Source organism: Microbacterium aurum (assembly GCF_016907815.1).
In the GTDB taxonomy this organism is placed as follows: domain Bacteria; phylum Actinomycetota; class Actinomycetes; order Actinomycetales; family Microbacteriaceae; genus Microbacterium; species Microbacterium aurum.
Map to the genome: position 1 here is coordinate 987,134 of NZ_JAFBCQ010000001.1, position 23,820 is coordinate 1,010,953.

The 23,820-nt window shown below is 64.7% G+C and carries 25 protein-coding genes and 3 pseudogenes; 18 read left to right on the forward strand and 10 right to left on the reverse strand.

What is annotated here, in order from left to right; translation table 11 throughout:
- Positions 1-12: 12 nt before the first annotated feature.
- Positions 13-1,260: pseudogene (locus JOD60_RS04880) on the reverse strand (IS256 family transposase).
- 206 nt (positions 1,261-1,466) lie between these two features.
- On the opposite strand from JOD60_RS04880, the gene JOD60_RS04885 reads away from it, so the two are divergent.
- Positions 1,467-2,324 carry a hypothetical protein gene (locus JOD60_RS04885; RefSeq protein ID WP_076689074.1) on the forward strand — a complete coding sequence of 286 codons (858 nt, stop codon included), beginning with the start codon at positions 1,467-1,469 and terminating at the stop codon, positions 2,322-2,324.
- 241 nt (positions 2,325-2,565) lie between these two features.
- On the opposite strand, the gene JOD60_RS04890 is transcribed toward JOD60_RS04885, so the two are convergent.
- From JOD60_RS04890 to JOD60_RS04900, 3 genes are all read right to left on the reverse strand, one after another.
- Positions 2,566-3,105 carry a putative immunity protein gene (locus JOD60_RS04890; RefSeq protein WP_076689077.1) on the reverse strand — a complete coding sequence of 180 codons (540 nt, stop codon included), beginning with the start codon at positions 3,103-3,105 and terminating at the stop codon, positions 2,566-2,568.
- Positions 3,106-3,245: 140 nt separating this feature from the next.
- Positions 3,246-4,256 carry a MerR family transcriptional regulator gene (locus tag JOD60_RS04895; RefSeq protein WP_076689079.1) on the reverse strand — a complete coding sequence of 337 codons (1,011 nt, stop codon included), beginning with the start codon at positions 4,254-4,256 and terminating at the stop codon, positions 3,246-3,248.
- Entirely contained in the window at positions 4,257-4,931 is a 675-nt protein-coding gene (locus JOD60_RS04900) for a HEAT repeat domain-containing protein (RefSeq protein WP_076689081.1), read from the reverse strand.
- Positions 4,932-5,018: 87 nt separating this feature from the next.
- On the opposite strand from JOD60_RS04900, the gene JOD60_RS04905 reads away from it, so the two are divergent.
- The 3 genes from JOD60_RS04905 to JOD60_RS04915 all read left to right on the forward strand — a co-directional run bounded on the left by JOD60_RS04905 (position 5,019) and on the right by JOD60_RS04915 (position 6,326).
- Entirely contained in the window at positions 5,019-5,390 is a 372-nt protein-coding gene (locus tag JOD60_RS04905; RefSeq protein ID WP_084201892.1) for a recombinase family protein, read from the forward strand.
- 42 nt (positions 5,391-5,432) lie between these two features.
- On the forward strand, positions 5,433-5,657 hold the full coding sequence (locus tag JOD60_RS04910) for a transposase (protein WP_232321695.1): 225 nt from the start codon (positions 5,433-5,435) through the stop codon (positions 5,655-5,657).
- A gap of 207 nt (positions 5,658-5,864) precedes the next feature.
- Positions 5,865-6,326, forward strand: coding sequence for an integrase core domain-containing protein (locus tag JOD60_RS04915; protein ID WP_239541902.1), 462 nt, complete (start codon positions 5,865-5,867; stop codon positions 6,324-6,326).
- A gap of 43 nt (positions 6,327-6,369) precedes the next feature.
- On the opposite strand, the pseudogene JOD60_RS04920 reads toward JOD60_RS04915, so the two are convergent.
- Positions 6,370-7,597: pseudogene (locus JOD60_RS04920) on the reverse strand (IS256 family transposase).
- Between the two features lie 869 nt (positions 7,598-8,466).
- Here JOD60_RS04920 and JOD60_RS04925 point away from each other — a divergent pair.
- Positions 8,467-9,093: a TetR/AcrR family transcriptional regulator gene (locus JOD60_RS04925; RefSeq protein ID WP_269746950.1), complete on the forward strand. Its 627-nt coding sequence runs from the start codon at positions 8,467-8,469 to the stop codon at positions 9,091-9,093.
- 43 nt (positions 9,094-9,136) lie between these two features.
- Positions 9,137-9,706, forward strand: a complete 570-nt coding sequence (locus JOD60_RS04930) for a dihydrofolate reductase family protein (RefSeq protein ID WP_076689086.1) — start codon at positions 9,137-9,139, stop codon at positions 9,704-9,706.
- Positions 9,707-9,728: 22 nt separating this feature from the next.
- On the opposite strand, the gene JOD60_RS04935 is transcribed toward JOD60_RS04930, so the two are convergent.
- A complete protein-coding gene (locus JOD60_RS04935; protein WP_076689089.1) occupies positions 9,729-10,319 on the reverse strand; it encodes a dihydrofolate reductase family protein in 591 nt (196 codons plus the stop codon).
- 49 nt (positions 10,320-10,368) lie between these two features.
- On the opposite strand from JOD60_RS04935, the gene JOD60_RS04940 reads away from it, so the two are divergent.
- Both JOD60_RS04940 and JOD60_RS04945 read left to right on the forward strand, forming a co-directional pair.
- The gene (locus JOD60_RS04940) at positions 10,369-11,283 is read left to right on the forward strand and encodes an AraC family transcriptional regulator (RefSeq protein ID WP_157127846.1); all 915 of its coding nucleotides are present in this window, start codon (positions 10,369-10,371) and stop codon (positions 11,281-11,283) included.
- A gap of 93 nt (positions 11,284-11,376) precedes the next feature.
- Positions 11,377-11,700, forward strand: a complete 324-nt coding sequence (locus JOD60_RS04945; RefSeq protein ID WP_198159120.1) for an MFS transporter — start codon at positions 11,377-11,379, stop codon at positions 11,698-11,700.
- Here JOD60_RS04945 and JOD60_RS04950 read toward each other — a convergent pair.
- Together JOD60_RS04950 and srmL are read right to left on the reverse strand one after the other, a co-directional pair.
- Positions 11,689-12,700, reverse strand: a pseudogene (locus tag JOD60_RS04950) (IS481 family transposase). The gene JOD60_RS04945 and the pseudogene JOD60_RS04950 overlap by 12 nt on opposite strands.
- A gap of 17 nt (positions 12,701-12,717) precedes the next feature.
- Positions 12,718-13,836 (reverse strand): PheS-related mystery ligase SrmL, encoded by a 1,119-nt coding sequence (gene srmL, locus JOD60_RS04955; RefSeq protein ID WP_076689093.1) that lies wholly within the window; start codon positions 13,834-13,836, stop codon positions 12,718-12,720.
- A 126-nt stretch (positions 13,837-13,962) separates the two neighbouring features.
- Here srmL and JOD60_RS04960 point away from each other — a divergent pair, with 126 nt between their 5' ends.
- From JOD60_RS04960 to JOD60_RS05005, 10 genes are all read left to right on the forward strand, one after another.
- On the forward strand, positions 13,963-14,937 hold the full coding sequence (locus tag JOD60_RS04960; protein ID WP_198159121.1) for an MFS transporter: 975 nt from the start codon (positions 13,963-13,965) through the stop codon (positions 14,935-14,937).
- A 252-nt stretch (positions 14,938-15,189) separates the two neighbouring features.
- Positions 15,190-15,663, forward strand: coding sequence for a hypothetical protein (locus JOD60_RS04965; protein ID WP_076689097.1), 474 nt, complete (start codon positions 15,190-15,192; stop codon positions 15,661-15,663).
- Positions 15,656-16,333: a hypothetical protein gene (locus JOD60_RS04970; RefSeq protein ID WP_157127848.1), complete on the forward strand. Its 678-nt coding sequence runs from the start codon at positions 15,656-15,658 to the stop codon at positions 16,331-16,333. The genes JOD60_RS04965 and JOD60_RS04970 overlap by 8 nt, the downstream gene beginning before the upstream one ends.
- Positions 16,330-17,130 carry an ABC transporter ATP-binding protein gene (locus JOD60_RS04975; RefSeq protein WP_076689102.1) on the forward strand — a complete coding sequence of 267 codons (801 nt, stop codon included), beginning with the start codon at positions 16,330-16,332 and terminating at the stop codon, positions 17,128-17,130. Before JOD60_RS04970 ends, JOD60_RS04975 begins: the two co-directional genes overlap by 4 nt.
- Positions 17,127-17,882: an ABC transporter permease gene (locus tag JOD60_RS04980; RefSeq protein ID WP_076689104.1), complete on the forward strand. Its 756-nt coding sequence runs from the start codon at positions 17,127-17,129 to the stop codon at positions 17,880-17,882. The genes JOD60_RS04975 and JOD60_RS04980 overlap by 4 nt, the downstream gene beginning before the upstream one ends.
- Positions 17,883-17,980: 98 nt before the next feature.
- Positions 17,981-19,099, forward strand: coding sequence for a sensor histidine kinase (locus JOD60_RS04985; RefSeq protein ID WP_198159122.1), 1,119 nt, complete (start codon positions 17,981-17,983; stop codon positions 19,097-19,099).
- Entirely contained in the window at positions 19,096-19,710 is a 615-nt protein-coding gene (locus JOD60_RS04990) for a response regulator transcription factor (RefSeq protein WP_076689108.1), read from the forward strand. The genes JOD60_RS04985 and JOD60_RS04990 overlap by 4 nt, the downstream gene beginning before the upstream one ends.
- Positions 19,711-19,784: 74 nt before the next feature.
- The gene (locus JOD60_RS04995; protein WP_232321698.1) at positions 19,785-20,393 is read left to right on the forward strand and encodes a hypothetical protein; all 609 of its coding nucleotides are present in this window, start codon (positions 19,785-19,787) and stop codon (positions 20,391-20,393) included.
- 15 nt (positions 20,394-20,408) lie between these two features.
- Complete coding sequence (locus JOD60_RS05000; protein ID WP_076689111.1) at positions 20,409-21,158, forward strand: class I SAM-dependent methyltransferase; 750 nt, start codon at positions 20,409-20,411, stop codon at positions 21,156-21,158.
- Between the two features lie 8 nt (positions 21,159-21,166).
- Entirely contained in the window at positions 21,167-22,132 is a 966-nt protein-coding gene (locus tag JOD60_RS05005; protein ID WP_076689113.1) for an NUDIX hydrolase, read from the forward strand.
- A 199-nt stretch (positions 22,133-22,331) separates the two neighbouring features.
- On the opposite strand, the gene JOD60_RS05010 is transcribed toward JOD60_RS05005, so the two are convergent.
- Positions 22,332-23,252, reverse strand: coding sequence for a phosphotransferase enzyme family protein (locus tag JOD60_RS05010; RefSeq protein ID WP_076689115.1), 921 nt, complete (start codon positions 23,250-23,252; stop codon positions 22,332-22,334).
- Positions 23,253-23,308: 56 nt separating this feature from the next.
- Positions 23,309-23,803: a winged helix-turn-helix transcriptional regulator gene (locus tag JOD60_RS05015; protein WP_076689118.1), complete on the reverse strand. Its 495-nt coding sequence runs from the start codon at positions 23,801-23,803 to the stop codon at positions 23,309-23,311.
- Positions 23,804-23,820 lie beyond the last annotated feature (17 nt).

The window sequence follows — 23,820 nt, forward strand, 5'->3', positions numbered from 1 at the left end:
TGTTGGTTTGGGTTAGGCGGTGAGCTCGAGGACGGTGTCGGTCACCTCCTCGGTTGCGGTGTCGGGGACGAGGGTGAGGCGGGATTTGGTGAGGATGTCGAGGCCGAGGTAGCGGCGGCCTTCTGCCCACTCGTCGGTCTGTTCGGCGAGGACGGCCCCGACGAGGCGGATGATCGCGTCCCGGTTGGGGAAGATCCCGACGCTGTCGGTGCGGCGGCGGATCTCCCGGTTGAGGCGCTCGTTGGGGTTGTTGGACCAGATCTGCTGCCAGAGCCCGTCGGGGAACTGCGTGAACGCGAGGATGTCTGCCCTTGCGGCGTCGAGGTGATCGAACGCGTCGGGCAGCTTTCCGTCGACGTAGTCCAACAGCCGGTCGAACTGGGCGTTGACTGCGCTGGCGTCGGGCTGGTCGTAGACGGAGTGCAGCATCGCTTTCACCGCCGGCCACATGGCCTTCGGTGTCACGCTCATCAGGTTCGCGGCGTAATGCGTTCTGCAGCGTTGCCAGACCGCTCCGGGCAGGTTCGCCGCGATGGCTTCGACGAGCCCGGCGTGGGCGTCGGAGGTGACGAGGCGGACACCTGCCAGGCCGCGGGCGACGAGGTCGGCGAAGAAGCTGTTCCACGCAGCTCCCGTCTCACTGGTAGCCACCCGCAGGCCGAGGACTTCGCGGTGCCCGTCGGCGTTGACGCCGGTCGCGACGAGCACGACGGCGTTGATGACGCGGCCTCCCTCGCGGACCTTCATCGTCAGCGCGTCGGCGGCGACGAACGTGAACGGGCCTGCGTCGCCGAGCGGGCGGTGGCGGAACTGGTTCACGTGCTCGTCGAGGTCGGCGGCCATCCGGGACACTTGCGACTTCGACAGGGAGTGGATCCCGAGGGTCTTCACGAGCTTGTCCATCCGGCGGGTGCTCACCCCGGCGAGGTAACAGTCCGCGACCACGGTGATCAGCGCGGTCTCGGCGCGTTTGCGGCGCTCGAGGAGCCATTCCGGGAAGTAGGTGCCCTGGCGCAGCTTCGGGATCGCGACGTCGATGGTCCCGACACGGATGTCGAGGTCGCGGTGGCGGTAGCCGTTGCGCTGCGCGACACGGTCGGGCGAGGGCTTGCCCTATTCGGCGCCGACGACAGCGTCCGCGTCCGCGGACAGCAGCGCGTTGATCGTGGTCTGCAACAGCGAACGCATCAGATCCGGCGACGCGTCGGTCAGGGCTTCAGCGAGCACGCTCGCAGGGTCGACAATATGAAGTGCGGTCATCGTGATGATGCCTTTCGAGTGGGATGTGAGAGTTTCCTCGAAGGATCACACGGTGACCGCGCCCGTCTTCACGACGAGGCCGGCCACCGTGGGCTATACCACCTTATGGGGCACTACGCGCACCCAAGACCAGGAGCTCCTGGGAAGCCCCGCCGCCGGCTGTACCCGGACCCGAATCCTCCATCGTCCGGCAGGTCGACCCCACAGTGACCGAGTTCGAACCCGCGAGCGATGCGCCCCGCCCCTGGGTGCCGACCTACAAGTGGGATGCGAAGATCGGGAGAACTGACGCCCAATGGGCGGCCGATGACTCCGATCTGCCCACTATCGACGTCATCTCCGCCGAACGAGACGGACACCCCTTCATCGTCGTGTCGGGCTCATACAGCTGGGATCTCATTGGCGACGCCGCGAAGCGCACCCACCAGATCTGGACCAACCTCTACACCCACCTGGTTAGCACCGAAGATCTTCCCGTCGCCCTCGGCGAACCCGAAGGGCGAGACTTGATCAACGGCCTGGGAATGTCCCGGCTCCCCATGAGCTACAACAGGTATGTCGGCGAGTACCCGTTCGGGCACCACCACGGCGCAACGCTGAGTGTCGTGGAGCACGAGTGGACGGACCCGCTCAGCGTTCCGACACGACCAGCTGTATGGGAGCTGCTTGGCGAAAACGAGTACGCGCCAGGCAACCTCGAAACGATCTCGTTCGACGCCCCCGCTCCTGAGTTCTTCGGCGCCACGCCGGGCACTCTTCACTGGAACGGCCGCAATGGATGGACCGACGCGAGTGGCCGACTCATCGCCGTTCTACGCCACTCCGTCAACGTCGGCCAGAACGAGCTCCTGATAGATGCCGGTTTCTTGCAGGACTGGCTCACCGCCGAGCGGAAGTCGCTGATCTGGGTCGAGAACACAGGAAAGGACGTCTACCGAGAGATGGGTTGGGGCAAGTCTCATCCGGGAGCGCTCGTTCGTTCCCAGGTCCGAGCGTGGACCCCAGGGCAGGACCTACGAACCGTTCCACCCGGGTGGCAGCGCATACCGGCCCGCGGCGATTGATGTCACGATCGGCGCAACTCATTTCCACAGGTGGTGCCGAAGATACCCCAGGACGTGCCACACCGGACCGCCCAATGCCCACAGTTCAGTCAACCCTTGGGAGGGACGACACACGTCTTTCAGAAGACGCGCGCCACCACCTCCATGCCCGCTCCTCTGTCGAGCACCGCCGCTGTCTGAGGTCTCTCTCAGACCCGCTTTTGAGACGTCACGCCTCTTGCAGGTCGAGGTAGAGCCTCAGCTATCGAGCGGCGGTCAGGTCTGCTTGGATCTCACGGATCGTCTCGGCGAGCACGCCAGACGCAAGGAGTTCCGCGCCCAGCGGCCCAGATGAGTCTTCGCCCAAGAGCGGCAGGCGGGCTAGCGCGGTATGGGCGGCTGGCGTCATGTGCTCAAGCTGCCAGCGAACCTCGTCGCGCCGCGCGGTCTCCTGGTCGTCGGCCGCAAGTGAAGCCACCTTAGCCGCATAGGCGGCAGCACCCAACGCGTGAGCGCCCATGTGCGCGACGCCCGAAGCTTGGCCGGCCGATCGTGCAGCCGCAACCGCTGCGGGCGACTTCACCGATTGAGCTGAACGGCCGGCGTCGAATCTCCGCTTGATCTCCCCAGCCGCATCGAGTTCACCGCGACCATAGGCTCGGGTTCGCTCGATGCCGTCTCGTGCCCGGTCGTCGTCCGGAGCTTCCGCCTCGAACAGCGGCAGGACTCGTTCAGCGCAGTCAGCTGCCCACAGGGCGACGAGACGCCGATCGGCATCGTCGAGTGTCTGCGGAGAGGCCATACACCAAGACTCTCACGGCCGGTTGATTCCTCGTTTGCAAGACGCGTGGCAGCTCAAACCTCTTCACGGTCGATCCTCGTGGGGCTTCGGATCTCATCGTCCTGGGTCGAGGTCGTGGAAAGCAGATGAGGGATTGATGGCTACACGGAGTCGTCTTTGGTTCGAGCGTCGAGGATGAACCTGGCGGTGAGCGCAGTGGCGCGGTCGTCGTCATTGAGCAGCCCGAGCATCGTGTCCTTCGTCGCGTCGATGGGGAGATCGGTCAGTGCTGCGACCAGGCGTCGACGGGCAGCAGGTTCTGAAGCTCTCAGTTCCGCCGCCAACGCGGCGACGACCTGATCGATTTGCCCGTCACGCATCGCGAGTTCCGTGAGCGCATCGGCGGCTTCGACATCATCCTGGCCCGTGCTGATGAGCCCGACCAGCGCAGGGATTGATCCACGTTTGCCGTGTTGAGCGCGTGTGATGATCGCACGGGTTCGGATGCGCGGATCCTCGTGATTCGCGGATTTCATAATCACCTGTTGCGCGGCAAGGGTGTTGATCTTCACGAGCGCATCGAAGGCGCGACGCCTCCGATCACTCTCGTCGGACTGCATCGCATGAGCGAGTACGGGGACAGCGTCGTCCCCGCCTCCTCGCGCGATAGCCCATTGCAGGGCCCCTGCCGCGTCTTCAGTGTTCTCACGCAGCATCGCCTCGACGAGTATGGGAACGTCTCGCTGATCCGCTTCGGCAACCTTCAACGCCAGCTGCTGCCTGCGTGAAGGACTCGCCGATTCCAAGCCTCGGATGAGTCCGATGGTTCGAAAGACGTCGTTCCATGTCTTTGGAGCAGTGGCTTGTACTTCTTCGAGTCGCTGCACCAGTTCCTGAGCCTGGGTGATGTGCTCCTGGGTGCGTTCGATCACGTCGGCGACCATGATGGCAGGATCGAACTCACGGTCTTCAATCGCGTCCGCGATCTGCGCGAGGCTCATCCCCAGCGACCGCAACCCTTCGACGTGGAACAGTCGACGCAGATCGTTCTCGGAGTACTCCCGGTATCCGCCCGTTGTTCGCTCTGTTGGGGACACCAAGCCGATGCGGTCGTAGTGGCGCAGCATCCGAGCGCTGATGCCCGAACGCTGCGCCACCTCACCGATCAGCAACTACTGCTCCTGCACTGTTGGTGCTCCGCGAAGAGCCACCACACGCTTTGCTTCTGCGGTCGCCGCGTCGAACCCTTCATCAGGGTCAGCCATGATCGCCAACGTTGCCACGGCGTGCGCGCTCACCGCGTCGTTCTCACTGCGCGCTGCGTCTTCGATCACCGATTCGACAGCCGCTCCGAGCACGGCGAACGCCCGACTCAGGCTCCGTTGCGTCTCTCGGTCTCCCCGCCCGAGCTCGCTGACCAGTTCCTGAGCCAGCAGGGCCTCCCCGCCTTGAGGGACAAGCCCGGCAGCAGCGCGCCATGCGGCGCGGGCCACCTCAACGTCATCGTCATGAAGGAGGTCCACGGTGATCGCGTCTCCGGTCTTCGGGTCGCCAATCTTCGAGAGAGTGTGCAACGCCTGACTGCGCGCTTGTGGCGAGCTGGAGCGAAGCTCAGGCAGCACGGCCTTCACGGTCAACGCAGGATCATGTCGAGTCAGCGCCCACGTCAGCATGTCCCGGACGAAGAAGTCCGGCTCCACTTCACAACGCTGCACAAGAACCTCAATGTAGGACCCATCTGGTCGAGTGCCGGCTGCTAAAGCAGCCTGCAACCGCGCAGATGAGCTAATGCCCCACAGCGCAGTCCTCAGCCGGTTTCGTGGTGTGTCCGTTGTGATTTCGACCATCTCGATACCTCCTCAACCTACTTCACACCTTGTCACCGTGACAATGTCAAACGCTCGGAGCCGGACGGAGATTCCTTCACCCATCGGGTGAACTACTGCATCGTCCACAAAGTCGACCGCCTCGCGCGCAACCGCCTGGACGACGTCGAGATCCACCGCGCCTTGATCGAGGCCGGGGTGACGCTGGTGTCGGCGACGGAGAACATCGACGAAACACCCTCCGGGATGTTGCTGCACGTGATCATGTCGGGCATCGCCGAGTTCTACTCCAAGAACCTCGCCACCGAAGTATCCAAGGGATTGCGGCAGAAGGTCGCCACCGGTGGAACACCCATGCGGGCACCGATCGGGTACTTCAACGTCCGCCAGCGCGACGCCCAAGGACGCGAGTACCGAACCGTTGAACTCGACCCGCTACGCGCGTCACTTGTCGCGCGTCAGACTATGTGGCACGGGTAGTTAGTTGCTGATGCAACGCCCCAGCTGAAAGGTCTGAATGTCATGAGTCGTCCACCGACGATCCCCGCGGAGAAGAAGCTCCGCATCGTGTTGAGCGTGCTCCAGGGCGAGATCACGATCGCTGAAGCAGCCCGCCGCGAGAAGGTCTCTGAGCAGGCCATCGGGAACTGGAAGCGCCAGTTCCTCGAGGGCGGGCAAAGCCGGTATCGAAGCGGGCAAGTCCAAGCCCTCGACTCGAGAGCAGCAGCTCGAGGACGAGGTCGCTGAACTTACGACCGCGCTGGGTGAGGCGGCCGTCGAGATCCGGGTCGGCGCAAGGCCGCGTTCGCGAAGGAACCGACGGGCCCGAACGAGGTCTGGCAGCTCGACTTCTCCGAGTACGAGACCACGGCGGGCGGGACGTGGCGGATCGCGGCGTGCCGGGACTACTGGTCGAAGTACGAGTTCGACGCGCACGTGTCTCCGACGGCGAACATGCACGACGCCGTCGAAGCCGTGCAGAAGGCCCTCGACGAGACCGAACGGCTTCTCGGCCACCCGCTCATCGACGACGCGGTCGTGAACGCTGAGACGGGTGAGATCGAGCCGGTCCTCACGATCGTCACCGACAACGGCGGCCCGTTCCGATCAGCGACGTTCGAGCTGTTCATCATGCGTCACCCCGAGCTCAAGCAGGTGCGCACGAAGGTCCGCACCCCCGGGGAGAACGGCTCACGTGAACGCGGCTTCGGGACGATGAAATACGAGTGGCTGTTCCGCGAGGAGATCGACGACGCCCTCCAGCTCGTCGAGCACGTGAACGCCTACCGGCAGGACTACAACCACGTTCGCCCGCACGAAGCGATCGCCTGGAACCGACCCGCCGACGTCTACGCCGGCCGGGCCGACCCCACCACCCCCAACTTCGAAATCGAAGAAATCCTGCCAACTACTTGACGCGAGACAGTTTCTCGACACCGTGCGGGTCAGCTGGTTTTGATTATGCCGCGGTCAGTTCCGGGATGGCCACCTCCTCGGGTTCGGTGAGGAGCAGGGCCATGGAGTGCTCGCTGAAGTAGCGGCGGTCGGCGCCGTCCCATTCGTCGTGCTGCTCGAGGAGAACGTGCCCGGCGAGGCGGAGCAGCGCGGCGGGGTTCGGGAAGGTTCCGACGACGTCGGTGCGGCGTTTGATCTCCTTGTTGACCCGTTCGAGAGGGTTCGTGGACCAGATCTGACGCCAGTGCTGGAACGGGAACTGGCAGAACGCGAGGAGCTCGTCTTGCGCGTCCTCGAGCATGCCGGCGACTTTCGGATGCGACCGGGTGAGCATGCGCACGACTTCGTGGAACTGCGCGAACACGTGCTCCGTGTCGGGCTGGGCGAAGATCGTGCGGATGATCGACGCGACCATCGGGCCAGCGGTCTTGGGGACGGCGGTGAGCACATTCCGCATGAAATGAACCCGGCAGCGCTGCCAGCTGGCGCCTTGGAACACGGTCTGGATCGCCGCGACCAGCCCGGTGTGCGCGTCCGAGATCACCAGCTTCACCCCGCCGAGCCCACGGGCCTTCAGCGAGCGGAGGAAAGTCGTCCAGAACGGTTGCGACTCGGTCTCCCCGACCTCGAACCCGAGCACCTCACGGCGCCCATCCTGCGCGACCCCGACCGCGACGACCACGGCTTGGGAGACGACCCGGCGCCCGACACGGGCCTTGCAGTAGGTCGCGTCGAGGAACAGAACACATACGGGTAGGCCTGGTCCGCCAGGGGCCGGTCCCCGAACGCGGCGACGTCCTCGTCCAGGTTCGCGCAGATCCGGGAGACTTCGGACTTGCTGATCCCGGTGTCCGCGCCGAGCGCTTTGACGAGATCGTCGACCTTGCGTGTCGAGACGCCGTGGACGTAGGCCTCCATCACCACCGCGAACAGCGCCTGATCGACCCGCCGGCGCCGCTCCAGCAGCGACGGGAAGAACGAACCCTGCCGCTGCTTCGGGATCCGCAGCTCCAACTCCCCGGCCGTGGTCGTCAGGGTCCGCGGGCGGGTGCCATTGCGTTGCGCGACCCGGGCCGGGGTGCGCTCGAACGGGACGGCGCCGATGAACGCGGCCGCTTCCGCATCGATCAACTCCTGATAGAGCGTCTCGGTCGCGACCGGATCCGGTCAGTGACATCGGTGAGTTTCAGTCCCCCGAGGAGCTCGAGGAGGGCAGACTGGCGGGGAGCCATCGTGCATTGTGTCTTTCTGTGAGTAGCTTTAGTCGGTTCTCACTGACCACCGCACGATGGCTCACCACGTCAACGACGTGACACCCAGCACCGAGAACTACACCACCCCAGGGGACGTCACCTCCGCCACCTCCGCCAGTGAACTCACCCCGGATGTGGCCAAGGTCGGATAGCGCCGCACGTGAGGGACTTCTGCGGCTGACCGGTCTGAGCTGATCATCAGCGGTTGACGTTTCGGAGGGTTTCGTACTGGAGGGCGATCTCCCGAGCAGCCCGATACTCCGGTATCTGCTCTCTATGGTCGGAGTACTCGGCGCTCGTTCGTCTGCCCCCGGATGTATAGAGCGTGCTGATGAACTGACTCACAAGCCCTCCGCTTCGCCGGTGTGGCGCCTGCGAACAGGCGACTCGCTGGGCGCGCTGATCCAAGGACACCCGTTTCGGCTCTTCGTCGCCGCTCATGAGTCTGTTCCTTTCGCGTCGTCACGTTGACGCCCCTGTCGTGGTCTGGACGCTGCCCGCAGCGCACTCGCCAGCGAGCAACACGGGGCTGACACCAGATGTGAGACGCTCGACCGCCCGCACCACAACTCGGACATCTGTGATTGAGTTATCTCAAACTATAACTCGTATATTGGAGTACGGGTAGTGCAGCGTCCCACCAGATTTGAACCAAGATCATCAAGTGACCTAGGAGCTCGCAGCTCGGGCCGGACAGATCAACGGGTTCACCGCGCGCCACGGTCCAGCTTGGGCGCCGAGCGCGCCAAACCTGTTGAGACAGATCTCGGTCAGATGTATGTGGCCCGGGCCCCGTGTTACGCTAGCCCGTACAGTCCTATACGAGTTATCGCAGGGGTGGGATCGGCGTGAGCAGCAGTCCGAGGGACGACGCACCAGACCAAGCCAGGATCGCCAACCAACGCGCAGACGCGCAGCGGAACCGCGCCTCAATTCTCGTCGCCGCAGCCAGGGCGCTGCGACGAAACCCCGAAGCTTCCGTGGCTGAGATCGCAGCTGAAGCCGGCCTCGGACGGATGACCGTCTACGGGCATTTCAAGACCCGTGCCGAACTCATCGATGCCGCCATGATCGAGAGCCTGGGACGCGGTGAGGACATCCTGGCCCAGGTGCCGCTGGACGGACCACCCGCCGAAGCGTTCGGCAGACTCATCGAGTCAAGCTGGACGCTTGTTAACGAGTCCCGTGGCCTGCTGGCCGCAGCACAGGAAGAGCTGCCGTCCGAGCGCGTGCGGGAGCTGCACGCAAAGGCGGAAGCACGAGTGCGCGGCGTCCTTGAGCGAGGGCAGCAAGAAGGAGCGTTCCGCACTGATCTCCCCATGCATTGGCTGCTGACGACGACGCATGTGGTGATGAATGCTGCGGCTGACGAGGTGGTTGCCGGCCTCGTGACCAGTGAGGACGCCGCGCGCCTCATCATCGCCGTCCTCCAACCAGCGATCGCGGCCGCTCCGGGCCGTGAGCAGCAGTGCTGACGCCGGCAGAACCTCGGCCAGGATGACTGACCTGGAGTCACCGATGAGACCCCTTCGTTATTCGATCAATGTCACGCTTGACGGCTGCTGCCACCACGAGGCCGGGCTCCCGCCAGACGAGGAGTCGATGCGCTACTGGACCGCCGGGCTGGCACGAGCCGACGCTCTGCTGTTCCGCCGGGTGACCTACCAATTGATGGAATCGGCGTGGCGGAAGCCGGCCAGCGGCACCTGGCCTGATTGGATGGATGATTGGCAGATCCTGTTCGCCGAGACCATCGATCGAGCGAAGAAGTACGTCGTGTCCAGCACCTTGACCAGGGTCGATTGGAATGCCGAGCTGATCCGGGGAGAGTTGGGGCAAGCGATCCAGCAGCTCAAGCAGGAGCCCGGCGATGGCCTGTGGGTGGGTGGCGTGACGCTCCCGCGCACGCTGGCCGACCTCGGGCTGATTGACGAGTACGAGTTCCTCGTGCAGCCGGTCATTGCCGGCCACGGTCCGACCTTGTTCGCCGGTCTGCGGGAGCGGATCGAACTCGACTTGGCGGGTCGCCAGCAACTCGTTTCGGGTGCGGTCGTCCTGCGCTACCGATCACCGCGCGTCCTAGCCTGAGCCCATGGCCGTCCTGCTGCCGTTACTGGCTCAACCCAATGTCGTAGGAGAGGGCGACACTCCCCATGGACGTCGTCGAGCAGTTGGTGAGGGTCAGCGAGCATGGCAGGTCGAGGGCTCCGAAGAGCCGCTTGCCGGAGCCTAGGAGCAGTGGATGGATGAACAGGCGCAGCGAATCCAGCAGGCCCTCATTCAGCAGGGATCGGACCAGAACGCCACTGCCGAGGATGGCGATATCTCCGTCACCGGTCAGCTTCAGGGTGCGCACAGCCTGAAGGACATCACCCTCCAGCGCAGAGGTCTGCTGCCAATCGAAGGCAGACACTGTGGTGGTCGCGACATACTTGGGAGTCGAGTTCAGGTGAGCGGCCATCGGGTTGTCGTCGGGCACATACGGCCAGTAGGCGGACATCTTCTCGTAGGTCTTCCTGCCGAAGAGATAGGCGGTCGTTCCGTCCAGCCCTCCCGAACTGGTCGACGAGTGGATGCCCGCGGCGTACGGCGCGCCCCAGCCGCCGTGCTCAAATCCGCCCTCGCGGTCCTCGTCCGGCGAGCCCAGACCTTGCATGACTCCATCGACCGAGAGAAACTCGATCGCGATCAACTTGCGCATGATGCACTCCTTTCTCAGTCCAGGATCCCCTGGGTGAGACGGCTGCGTCTTGAAGATTTCTGACCGGATGTGGCCCATCGGTGACCACATGAGCACGTCAACGGAATTCTCAGGTCCAGTCCTGACCCGACATCGGGTCCGTCCTGAGTTCGCCGGGCTGGTGGCAGGTATCGTCGGCTTCCAGGAATGGACGAATCGCCCGGTGATCCGTCGTCAGGTGGCCGGGAGCCTGATACCGCTGGTGCTGTCGTCCGGCCCCACCCTCGACGTGGTCGGCCTTTCCCACGGACGCGGTATCGGTCGCCACGTGTCGTTCATCGCGGGGCTCATGCCTGGCTACGCCACCACCCGCTTTGACCGGGTGCAGGAGTGCGTCCAGATCTATCTCACGCCGTTGGGCGTCGTCTGCCTGCTGGGTGTGCCCGGTCGTGAGCTGGCCGAAGCCGTGGTCGGGGTTGCCGACGCGGCCCCCGCTTTCGACGACAGCTTCCAGGACCGGCTTTGGGCCACGCCGACCTGGCCTGGCCGATTCGACCTGATCGATCGCAAGCTGCTCGCCCTGCTGGCCCGCGGCCCTCGCCTGGAACCGTTCGTCAGCTGGATGTGGCAGCAGATTGAAGCAACCGGGGGCCGGGCCCGGATCGGCGAGCTGATCGGCCAGACCGGATGGAGTGAGCGCCACGCCATCTCCCGTTTCACCGAGCAGATCGGCCTGGGTCCCAAAACGGCTGCCCGCGTTGTACGTTTCGAGCGCGCCCACGAGGCGTTCCGCCATGACTCCAGCGCGAATGTCGCCGCGCGATTCGGCTTCTCAGACCAGAGCCACCTGATCCGCGAGGTTCGCCGGTTTGCCGGAGCGCCACCCACCACACTGATCCGAACCAACCCGCCGACCGCGCATAGCGCCATAGGGCGGGCCCCGAGTGCCGAATCGTCAGGCCATTCGGCGCGTCACGAGCGGTAGGGCCGGCCGCCCGGTTGGGGCGAAGATTGTCGCGCGTGGTGACGACGCGCCTTCGTTCGGTTCCCGCGGGTTTGCATTGAGCCATTTCGGGCCTTGTGGGCCACCGCCACTTCGGCCAATCTCGGCGATGGTGTTGCCCTGACGGCCTCGCGGTTGATCGCCTTGAGTGTCAGCGCGAGCGCTTCCGAGGTGGCGCTCGTCACCACAGTGGCTACAGCGGCTTGGCCACTGTTCGGACTGCATGCCGGATGGGTGGTTGACCGAGTGCAGACGGGACGTCCGATCTTGCTGGTGAACCTGGCGCGAGCGGCCGCCCTGCTCATCCTCGCGGGCGCAATCGCGACCCAGGTTTCGGTAATGCCTGCCGTCTACGCTGCGGCACTCATCTACGGTGTCGCGGAGCCGCTAGTTGTATGAGGCCATGACGTTGTTGACGCGTGCCGGTGTTGCAGAGGCAGGCGGTTGCCCGTCGTGAGCGCCGTGGGGACGGTGATAGTTGTAGTGCCGGTTTCACGTTTTCAGCGCGGAAGCGCGTTCGGCTTCTGAGTGCCAGATGCGGGCGTAGAGGAACTCTTCGGCGAGGATCCGGTTGTAGCGCTCGACTTTGCCGTTGTGTCGAGGCGTGTATGGCGTAATGCGCTGGTGTCGGCTGGTGCCGACCGCCTCGCGGAAGGCTGCAGATCGGTAGCAGGAACCGTTGTCAGTCACGACGCGCTCGATTCGGGTGATGCCGTGCGCGGCGAACCAGGCTCTGGCCCGCTCGAGGAATGCGACTGCGGTGACGGCTCTCTCGTCCGGTAGCGCTTCGGTGTAAGCGAGTCGGGTGTGTCCGTCGATGGCGGAATGCAGGTAGACGTACCCGGTCCTCGTACCGCGGGTCTTCGTGCGGGCGACTGCTTTGGCTTTATCGCTGCCTTTGCCGTGCACTCGCCATCCGCCGCCGTCGGGGATGCGCCCGACCTTCTTCACGTCCAGATGCACCATGTGGCCGGGACGCTTCGCGTTGATGCTTTGCGGCTCCCGGTTCGTCTCGCCGTTCGGGTCGATGAACTTCCGCCGGTTGAGGCCTAGCTGCGCGAGGAGCCGGGTGATGGTGCGACGGCTGACCGGTGTTCCTGCCTGCTCGAGCTCGAACGCGATACGGGACGCCGACCATTTGTGTTCGCGCCGCATCGACTCGATCTGCTCCACCAGGCGGCCAGGCGTTGCAGATGGCTGTCGCTGTCGGAGACGACGAGCGGTCCAGTAGGCCGATCTTCCCGAATCGCTTGTATCTGTTGACCCATTTCGAGGCGGTCGCGCGGGAAATCCCCATCTCGGCGGCCACGTGGGAGATGGGGCGGCTACGGCAGCGTTCTATCAGGCGACGTCGGCCTTCGGGTGAGAGGGGAGCGTTGGCATTCGTAGGCGAGGTCATGGCTGCTCTCAGCGATCTCAGATCAGCTCCATCACCGGGCCCTCATGCACGGCCTCGTAGATCACGTTGCGGATCACGTTGGCCTCATCCGAGGTCAAGGTGCGGTCGATGGGGCGCAACACGATTCGCAGCAGGAGATTGACCTGTCCGTCCAGAATGCCGAGCCTGGAGCGCGCGGCCTCGGGCAGTCCGTCGTGGGGCGTGCGACTGAGAACCTCGAGAGACTCGATGACGTCGGCGTTGTCTCCGAGAGCGACACGGATGCGGTCACCAAGCGTCTCCTCGTCTTCTTCTGCATCAACGACGACTGAGAGGTCGCGTCGTGCCGCAGGCAGAAGTGAAACGTGCTGCCATGGATCCAGGGTGAGCATCTGGGTTGCTATGCGAGGGTCTTCTGCCCGGAGGTAGCGGATGTCAGGGATGCCCTTGCGCAGCATAAGTGCCCGTTCAAGCCCCATGCCGAGAGCCAGGCCGGACCATCTCTCGGGGTCGAGGCCTGATCCGCGCAGCACCTCGGGATGGATGCGGCCGCACTCGGCGAGTTCAAGCCATTCGCCGTCGTGGCGCACATCGATCTGCCGGCCACCGACGGTGTACGGGTGCGCCACGTCTGTTGTTCTCCACTGCGCATCCGGGAGGACTGCCTCGACCAATTCGCCGATCATCGAGAGCATGTCCTGGTCATCGGTATCCGGAGTGCTGCGGATACGCCACAGGTCCACCTGGTGCGGTTCCCCCACGTGGGTGCGATCGACGGCGTCGCGACGGTAGACGAGGCCGGATGCCACGAGTAACTCATCAACTTCGGACATTCCCGCATAGTCCTCAAGGGCGCGCGGGAGTTCGGCGCTCATGTGACTGCGGAGCATCACGGCGGGGCTGATGTAACGGGTGTACCGGCGAGCCCGAGTGACATCACCTGGGTCGTAACCGAGGCGGTCGTAGTTGTCCCGAACAGGAACGACCGGCGAGCTGCGCACATACCGGAGGGAGCTGTCCCACTCAGGCTGCAGACGGTCGATGACTGATTGCAGGAGTGCCTGGATGGCGTGACGTCCCTGGTCGGGATCGGTGAGGTCGCGCACGTTGAGAGCACGATAGAGCTGGTCGGAAGTCAGATAGTCGGTGTGCGACATGAGAAGGTCTCCAAGAAGATGGCAGGTAGGTGAAAGAGGAGAAACTTCCCCCGGCCGTACCTGCGGAGACCTACTGCGCTACGACTGCGCGTCGAAGACCCCGCGGCCATATCCCGGCCGGGGGTCTTGAAATCGCTGCTGCATCCGCATGACACCAGTGTAGCTGCGCGACCAGCCAGCAGCGAGAAACGTCAACAACCTCATGGCCAGCAACAGCTAGTCGACACGGCGGTCAACGCGGCAGTGCCGCGCCTCGTCCCGACCGCTACCCTCACGAGCGCGAACAGCCAGCTGTATGCGACAAGCACAATGCTCAACAGCTTCGTTGGCCCACCTGTCGCGGGCCTACTGATCGGGATCTCCACGGTTCTCACCGCCGTGACCGGCGGTGCGCTCTACGCCCTCGCCGCACTCAGTTGCCTGTTCTTGTTGCGCTCACTCGACCAACCGGGACACCAGCGGGAATCCCACGCCGACGACCACGGCCGCGTCCGAGACGGTCTCGCTTTTCTATGGCGGCATGTACTGCTCAGGCAACTGGCGATCCTAACTGCCGTCATGAATCTTGTCTGGGGTGCCTGGACGGCGCTGTTCGTCATCTACGCCATCGCGCCGGGCCCACTCAACCTCGACCCGGTCGCATACGGAGGGCTGATCACCGCCATGTCGGTCGGTGGAATCGCAGCCAGCATTGCCGCTCCACTGCTGCGCCGGGTCTTTTCGGTACCCACGCTGCTGTTCGCCGACCTCGTCGGCACTGTGCTTCTGGTATTGCCAGCCGCGATGGGAGGACCGCTGTGGACGGTCGTGGCCGGCATCGTCGCCGCCGGCGCAGGGGCGAGCCTGTGGAGTGTGCTTGTGGCGGTTTTGCGGCAGGAACGAACCCCGCCGGCGCTGCTGGGTCGGGTGTACTCGGCGTCACGTGTTCTCAGCTGGGGCGCACTGCCGCTCGGATCTGCCCTAGCAGCCTTCCTGGCGCACTGGCTTGACGTGGGGCAAATCCTGGGTGCCGCAGCCGTCCTCGCGATCATGATGGCGGCCTGGTTCCCGCTCCTCCGCATAACCGGCACCTTGCAGCGGAGGAGGCTCAGGTTTCCCTGAAGGAGCAGGGTCGACCACTGCCCGACTTCAGCAACTCTCCAGATCCCGACGCTCAAGTATGATCTAGTACATACATATACGAGTTATGGCACTCGAGCCTTGTCAGTGACATAGCAGGCGTTGCGCGCTCAAGGCATCAACGAACGGAGGGTGAGAGATGACGCAACTAAAGACAAGAAGTCCCCTGGCTGACTTCAGGGCTGCCGTCACCCCAGGGTTGACAGTTGAAGCCTGGGATGCGACGCTATCAACATGGATCGTAACCCCAGGGGTGACAAATTGCAGCCCGGCCCGGCGGATTCCGCGGCGGACCAGTGGATACGCGTCCTGGCGCATCGCCGGAAGGACGCTCCCGCAACGGTCGCGTCAGTGATCGAGCGGTTCGATGCTGCCGGAGTAACACCGAACCAGGTTGCGTCCCACCTCGAAGACGGCGGGGACCGGCTCTATGCCGCTGCCAGTTCGGGGGGTGCAGACTGGGCCGTCGAGTTCGGCGGGGAGCGAGCCGTCGCTCTGCTGGCCGCTGAGGTCAGCACGTTGATGTCGCACCTGGTTGCCCGGGCCGCGAGCGTCCGTTCGGTGTGCATCGGGGCGCTGCTGGACGAGTACAGCGCAGTGACCGTCGCCAGCGCGATCGGCGTGGCCCGCCAGAAGGTCTACGAACTCGCCCGGCCGAGCGTGGATCCCGATTACCTCAAGACGACACCTTGGAGAAACCATGAATGACCTGCATGAGGCAGTGACCCTGCCCGACCCTGCCGTGAAACGGCTGCTACACCCCGCTGACCTGCCCCAGGCGCGTCCGCTGTACCTGCGCGGCTGGTGGTTCGGGCGGCTCTGCTCCCTGCCAATCGTCGTTGCGCTCGGCGCGGTGGTGTGGACGCTCACTGGAAACCTGTTCGCAGCGCTGGCAGCGCCGATCGGCACCTTCGCGGTCGGTTTCGCGGCGAGCCGCTGGCACCAGGCTCGCGCCTGGGACTTCATCCCCAGGAAACGACAAGACCCCACCGACGCCGGCCCGTGGCAGCTGATCGCAGCCGTGCTGGACGCGGTTGCGCTGCTCGTCACGGCGGGCGCGGCCATCCTGGCGATCACCACCGCGCCGATCCCGCCAGGAATCGTCGCCTACGCCGTTGGCTCCGGGCTCGGGATCGCGGTGCTGCAGATCGCGGAGATCGTCCTGGCGGCCCGCAATCGACAGAACAGTTCGATTGCGTCCCAAGTGATCCTGCTGGCGGCGGTGATCACCGCGGCCGTGCTGGTAGCCGTGCTCGGCGGCGTCGCCTGGGGCCCGGGTGCGTACGCATTGGCTGCGGCTGGCCTTGTGACGCTGCTGCTCGCTTACGCGCTGTGGTCAATCTTCACCCAGCGCAGCAAGCAGGACAAAGAGCGATGAACACCGGCACGCAGAGCCTCGCGGCGGAACCACCAGGCCAGCCCTCGGTCGCCGTGGCCGTCCGCGAACTGCGCAAGACGTTTCCGGGGGTTGTGGCTGTCGATGAGGTCAGCTTCTCTGTCCGGGTCGGGGAGGTGTTCTGCCTGCTCGGCCCCAACGGTGCCGGCAAGACCACCACGGTGGAATGCCTCGCCGGAGCCCTCACCCCCGACGCGGGCCGGGTCGAGGTGCTTGGCCTCGACCCGGCGAAGGACCGCGCTCAGGTGCGTGAGCTCGTGGGGTATCAGATGCAGGCGTCGGTCCTTCCCGCCACGTTGCGGGTGGAAGAAGCGGCAAAGCTGTTCGCCTCGTTCTATCCAGCGCCGATCGCGATTGAGGAGCTGCTGCAAACGGTCGGGCTCAAGGATCAGCGGAAGCGGGCCTTCGGCAAGCTCTCCGGCGGCGAGAAGCAGCGGCTCTCCATCGCCCTCGCGCTGGTTGGCTCGCCGCGCATCGTCGTGCTGGACGAACTCACCACCGGCCTCGACCCGCAGGGACGACGCAGCGTCTGGCACCTCATCGAGCAGATCAAAGCTCGTGGGGTCACCATCATCTTGGTCTCCCACTACCTCGACGAGGTGCAACGACTGGCCGACCGGCTCGCCATCATCGCCGCTGGGCGAACCCAGTTCGTCGGAACGCCGGCGGAACTCCGAGCCGCCGCCGCGGTCAGGTCGCACGCCACGCAGACCCTTGAGGACGCCTACCTCACCTTCCTCGACACAATCGACCCGAGCAACGCCGGGAGAGCAGCATGAGCGCCCTCACAACGTTGACCGTGACCGAGGCACGGCTGTTCCTGCGAAATCCGACCAGCGTGTTCATGGCGCTGCTGCTGCCCTCGTTGCTTCTGCTGCTCCAAGGGTTCGCCATCCCGGGCACGATGGACCCCATCAGGAGTGACAACCCCGCCCTGGTGGGGTTGCGGGTGATCGACTTCTTCGTCCCGATCTCGATCACCGTCGCACTGTTGAGCGTCGCCGTCACCAACTATCCATCCGCTATCGCGGCGTACCGCGATAGCGGCGTGCTCCGGCGCCTCGATGTCACACCAGTGGGCGCGCGCCGGGTGCTGTTCGCGCAGTGGTTGGTCAGCGCTGCCACGTTCGTCGCGGCAATCCTCATGACCGCTCTGCTCGCTCGGGCCGCTTTCGGCGCCTCCGCCCCACGAAGCGTTGCCCTGGTCGCCGCGGTCATCGGCATCGGGACCCTCGCCATGATGGCCGTGGGATCGCTGATCGCGGCGACCGCCGGGAATGCCCAGGTCGCGTACGGGGTCGGGATGCTGGTCTTCATGGCTTGTTTGTTCACCGCAGGTATGTGGACGCCCGGACCCATGATGACCCCGGCGATGCAGTTGATCACCGGCTTCACCCCGCTCGGCGCGATGAGCCAGGCGCTGACCTCTGCCTGGTACCAGGGAACCGCCGACATCGTCGCGTACATCGTCATGTCCGTCTGGGCAGTGCTCTGCGGGCTCATCTCGGTGAGAGCATTCCGATGGCGATAGGCCCGGCCAGCAGTCGAGATCTCAGTGAGTTCGCGGGTTACGGTGGCCCGCTCACAGGACTTAGTCACCGAGTGGTCGGCTCTCCCCAGGACGTGGCGTTGGAGTCCAGCCTGCTCCAACGGCCCCGGCTGAGTCCTCGTCTGATCGTGCTGGGCGTGCTGATGGCCTGTTTCGCCTGGGCGGTGATCATCCCGTGGTCGTTAACCGCGCCACCGACCGCGCTGCTCCGCACCCTTTATGTGGTCGGTCTCACTGGGTTCGGGGCTACGCTGCTCTGGGTGCTGTGGTCTTCGGTGAGCCCCGACCTCACCAGCGGCGCCAAGTGGTTCCGGGCCGCACTGCTCGTGACGGTTTCATTGGCGCTGTGGGCGCCAGCGCATCTATGGGCGGGGCCCGGTCACCAGCCCTGGGCGTGGCTGGCCGGTTTCGCGATCGCCGCGTGCGCCCTGTTCGGTTGGCGTATGGCTGCAGCCGCCGCAGGGACGCTCGCGGCCGCGACCCTGGTTGGTGGCCAGGTTATTCACGCGTCGCTTGCGGTGGGCGTGCTGATCACGCTCACGACGGCCGCCGCGGTCTGGGTGATGTGCCAAGGGCTGGTCTGGATGCTCCGGCTGTTGTGGGAGGCGCAGGCCGGTCGGGAGGCGCAGGCGAACCTCGTGATCGCTCAGGAACGATTGCGAGTCAGTCGCGAGCTTCACGATGTACTCGGGCATCGTCTCAGCATTATCGCCTTGAAAGCAGAACTCGCAGAGAATGACGAGATCCGCACGCTTGCCACCGAAACGCTTCGGGACGCGCGCCGGGCCGTGTACGACCAGTTGACCACCGACCTTCCCAGCCAGCTTCACACCGCTGAACTCGTGCTCTCCTCCGCTGGGATCAGAGTGTCCATCGATGCACCTCAGGACGTGATCAATCGGGCATCCCAGGCCTGTTCCGAGCTCATGGCCACGGTGGCCCGGGAAGCCGTAACCAACCTGCTCCGTCACAGTGCGGCTACCCAGGTCGCGATCTCACTTACTACCGAAGAACCTCACCTGAGGCTGACTATCGCCAACGACGGCGTGTCCAGGCGCCGGGAGTCGTCGGACGGCACCGGGCTGGCGAGCCTCGCTGCACGCTGCGCGACGCAGGGCGCGAGCCTGACCATTATCCAGAACGAGTCCTGGTTCGAACTCCGCCTCCGGTGCTCGGCTGATTCGGCAGGTTTCCGATGACGACGCCGATCCGGGTTCTGCTAGCCGAGGACGACGAGCTGATCCGGGTGGCCCTGGTGAGTCTCCTGGAACGCGAACCGGACATTGCAGTAGTCGGCACCGTTCCAGACGGCAGACAAGCGGTCGAGCAGGCGCTACGTCATCGACCAGCGGTCGCGGTCGTCGACCTGGAAATGCCCAAGCTCGACGGAATCAGCGTGATCAAGGAGCTGCGCAGCACCCTGCCCGAGTGCGCCGGCGTGATCCTCACCGGCCACGGCCGCCCGTATCTGTTGCGCCAAGCGCTGCTGTCTGGCGCCCAAGGATTCCTCGCCAAGGGCGCGCCCGGCACGGCTCTGGCGGACGTGATTCGCCGCGTCCACGAAGGACAACGCTACGTGGACCCCGTTCTCGCCGCAGACGCCCTCACGATCCAGTCGAGCCCGCTCACCCCCCGCGAGACCGAGGTGCTGGTAGCGGCGCACGCGGATCGTCCGGTGCGCGATATAGCGCGCGAGTTGTTTCTCTCACCGGGCACGGTGCGCAACTACCTAGCGTCCATTGCCCAGAAACTCCACGCCGAGTCGAGAGCAGAAGCCCATCGAATCGCTCGCGAGAATGGCTGGGTTTGACCGTGCGTGCCACCCAGGATCTTCGTGACAGATCCACGGGATCACCAGGCTCCAGTCGCACCCAGACTGAGGCTATGAATAACACCACTCACCTCGACAGTCACGTCCATCAGCCCGCAGCCGGCCGGGTTGCGCGGGGAATCCGGCACGTGATCTCCCGTTGGCCGTCCGCGCTCGGCCTCCTGGCACTGCTCGCTAACCTGGCCAGTGGAGCCGACCCCCACGTCACCGCCATGATCATCATCATTGCGGCCACCTGTTACCTCGGGGCGGCCGTCCTCGGCTCTCAGCGAAGCGTATGGGTGATGGTGATCGTCGCCAGCGCCGCGGTCGTCCTCGCCAAACTCACCGGTCTGGATTCCACCGCCACGCTGATCGTGATGGGCATCGGCCTGGCAGTCTTCGGGCTCATCCGCGCCACAGGAACCCACCGCTACACCATCGGTGTACAGACCCTGGGCTTCCTCGGCTACACCGCCATCGGACTGGCGGCGATGATGTCCGGCCCCACCTGGACCATCTACCTCGCCGCGATCGCCGCGCTCGGCCACACCGCCTGGGACATCGCGCACTTCGCCCGCAACAAGGTGGTGAGCCGGTCCCTCGCCGAAGCCTGCTTCGTCCTCGATCTCGGGCTCGCCGTTGCACTCCTGGTGTCCGCCTGGACCGCGCTGCCCCACTGACCCGAAGCTGAACCAATGAACAATCTCGATCCGATGCACTTCAACGCGGTGGCGGCCAACTACGGCTCCGCCCGACCGCACTACCCAGCCGCGCTGTGGCGGGATGCCGCCGCGACCGGCCTGGTCGAACCCGGCCGACGCGCGCTTGACCTCGGAGCCGGCAGCGGAGAGGCGACCGGCGAGCTCCTCGCCCGCGGGATGGACGTGGTCGCAGTCGAGCCAGGCGAGAGCTTAGCGGCAATCCTTCAACAACGATTCCCGGCGGCCACTGTGGTTCGCTCGCGCGCCGAAGACATCCGGCCGGACACTGCGGCCTTCGACCTCGCCATCGCAGCCACCTCAATCCACTGGATGGACCTCGACGTCGTGCTGCCGCTCGTTCACAAAGCGCTCACTGCTGAAGCCAGGCTCCTGGTCTGGCGCAATGTCTTCGGTGACCCTGACGCGGAAGTGACCCCATTCCGCCACGAAATCCAGCGCATCGTCGATCGCCGAGGCACCACCCGAGAAGGCAACCCGGAGGACCTCGAACACACCGCGGCGAAGATCGCCAGAACGCAGCTATTCACCGTCGAGCAGATGCACCGCTACCGGTGGTCGATCGAGCTGACCGCCGACCAGATTCACGCCCTGTTTGCGACCTTCAGCGACTGGTCGGAATCCGAGGTGAGACAAGCAGCATCCATCGCCGAAACACTCGGTGGCACCGTGACCGAACACTACAGCTCCTGGCTGATCAATGCTCGCCCCAGCCCAAACGAATGAGAGAACACATGCACTTCACGGAGTACGACACGCGCCTGGCAGCATACGTGCTGCTCACGGATGAGCGGCGGGTCCTGCTCACTTGGTTCCGGGGGGACGAACTCAACCCGCCCTGCTGGACCCTGCCCGGCGGGGGCATCGAGTTCGACGAATCGTTACGCGATGCCGCCATTCGAGAGACCTACGAGGAGACCGGCTACCACGTCTCGGTGCAGCGGATACTGGCCGACTCCTACGAAACTGCGCCCGCCACATCCGACAGCAGGCCATTCCGATCCCAACGATTCCTCTACGCCGGCACCATCACCGGCGGCATGCTTGGCACCACCGAGACCGACGGTTCCACGGAGTTCGCACGCTGGATGCCGATCTCCGAGCTCCATGAGCTGGAGTCACGCGGAACTATCGTCGACATGGCCATCGACGTGCTCCTGACGGGAGAGTCCTCAGCGAGCGAGGCGGCATCAGATGCGCAAGAGCGGGACCATCCGCTGAAGTACGCGGTAGTCGAACGAGAACGCCGCTACGTCCTTCTGTCGCTTCCCGACGGGGTGACCAGCACCAGGGACATCATCGATCGATACGTCATCGGGACACGTCTAAGTCTCCGCGAAGTGCATGATGCGGATGGGACGGTCACCCACAAGTTGAGCCACAAAATCCGGTTGGGCCCAGGCCCTCACGAGGTCGCGTGTACCAATCTGTACCTCAACGACCAGGAGTGGAACCTGCTCAATTCGCTGCCTGCGCACACCCTCCGCAAGCGACGCCACATCGCACGACAAGGTGGAACGACAGTCGCAATCGACCAGCATGAGGACGGCAGCCTCGTCGCTGAGATTGACGACGGGGGGCAGACGCCCGCCGACATTCCAGACTGGCTGGATACGCTGCAGGACGTAACCAACGACGAGGCCTGGACCGGAGCAGGACTCGCACTGGCAAGAGGCACCGCACAGCCCGCAGCACGATGAGCGCGGCGGACGCTCCGCCCACGATGACCACATGATCATCCAGCCCGCCTTGGACGCGGATCGGGCCGTCCTCGTTGAGATGGCCCGCCCGGCCTGTGCCGCTGAGAGAAGGCGCGCGGTACCTACGGTGGATGAGGCAGAGGATGCGGAGATCTGCCCGACCAGGCGATCTGGCCCTGGTTACCATCGATTACCAAAGTCAGCTCAGTGCCGCCGCATGGCGATCGAGATACGCTGCGAGCCCAGGGCGACGAAGAGTCAGGGCTAAGTTGACCATGACGATCCTTCTGGAAACGAACAGCTGACGGAGGCGTCCAGCGTCCAGATCCGGCCACGCCGCGTGGCGCTGGTAGCCAGCCCGGAACAGCGCGGTGACCGTCTCGTCCAGCTCTCCTCGCGTAATGCCATAGATCGTGTTCGCAATGTCCTGCGCCGGATGCCCCCAAGCGAGGTCCTGACAGTCGATGACGGCAAGGCGACCATCCGCGAGCTGAAGCACGTTTCTAGGCGTGAGGTCGAAGTGCAATACGCGCGGCATTTCGTTCGCGGTCGACCATACCTCGCCTAGGCACGCTTGAGCTTCGCTGAACCTTCGCCGAAAGAGAGCACGGTGGGCTGATGGTGCGGTAGAAAGCAGGTCGGGGACGGCAAAGAGGATCGGGTTGCTGGCATCGAGAACACCTGGAGTGCGAGTAGCTGTGGGCGACACGGCACGGTGCAGTTGCGCGCTCAGCTCTCCCAGCAGTTCGATCTGCCCCGGCGTGAGAGGCCACTGAAGGTCGGTGCCGTCCAGCCATGTGAGAAGCACGGCCTGGCCCCCCTCGCCGCGCCCTTCGGTGAGGACGGTGCTGCCATCGAACGCCCGGATCAGCTGTGGAGCGGCGAGTCCGGCCCCGCGAACCCGGTCCGTCCAGGCCTCTTCAGCCTCTGTCACATCTGGTTCATGGATGCGCTGTGGAGGGCTCACACGAAGCATAAACTCGCCCTGGTCAGCGGACACTCGATAGATAGTGTTGAAGGATGACGTGACGTAACTGACCACGGCGTTCGTGAGCGCATGTCTGGCGATGACGGTCGATAGGATGCGATCCGCCGACCGTTGCTCCCCGGGCCGTGTCATCTGTTGACTCTACTCTCGCGCCGCCAGGTGTCTTCGGACCGACCTGTGATCCAGGCTCAGCTCTGCAGCAGGCGCTGACGCAGGCTGTCGAAATCCAGTTGATGCCCTTCGAGGTGTTCGTGACGTAACTCGCGCATGAACTGCCCTTGTAGTCGTGGCCCGCCGGAGTCTAGCGTCGCAGCGGCATCCCCCAACTCCGGGTCAGCCGGCAGCCACCTGTTGCCCCACGCACCGATCGCCGTGAGGACGGGGACGAAGTCGATCGCCGCCTCGGTGAGGTGGTAGCGCACCTTCTGGCGGTGGTGCTCATCCTCATGACGGGTGAGCATGCCTGCGGCAACAAGCTTGTTGAGTCGGCTGGTCAGGATGTTCGTCGCGATCCCTTCCATTGAGCCAGTCAGAATCTCGCGGAAGCACAGCGGTCCGCGAAAGGTGAGATCGCGCAGGACGACAATGCTCCACCGATCCCCAAGGAGTTCGACGGCAAGGTTGATCGGGCAGGCCGACCGTCCGACCGTGACATCAAGACCACCCGGTTCCAGTTGCGTCATGCAAGCAGTCTACGCTA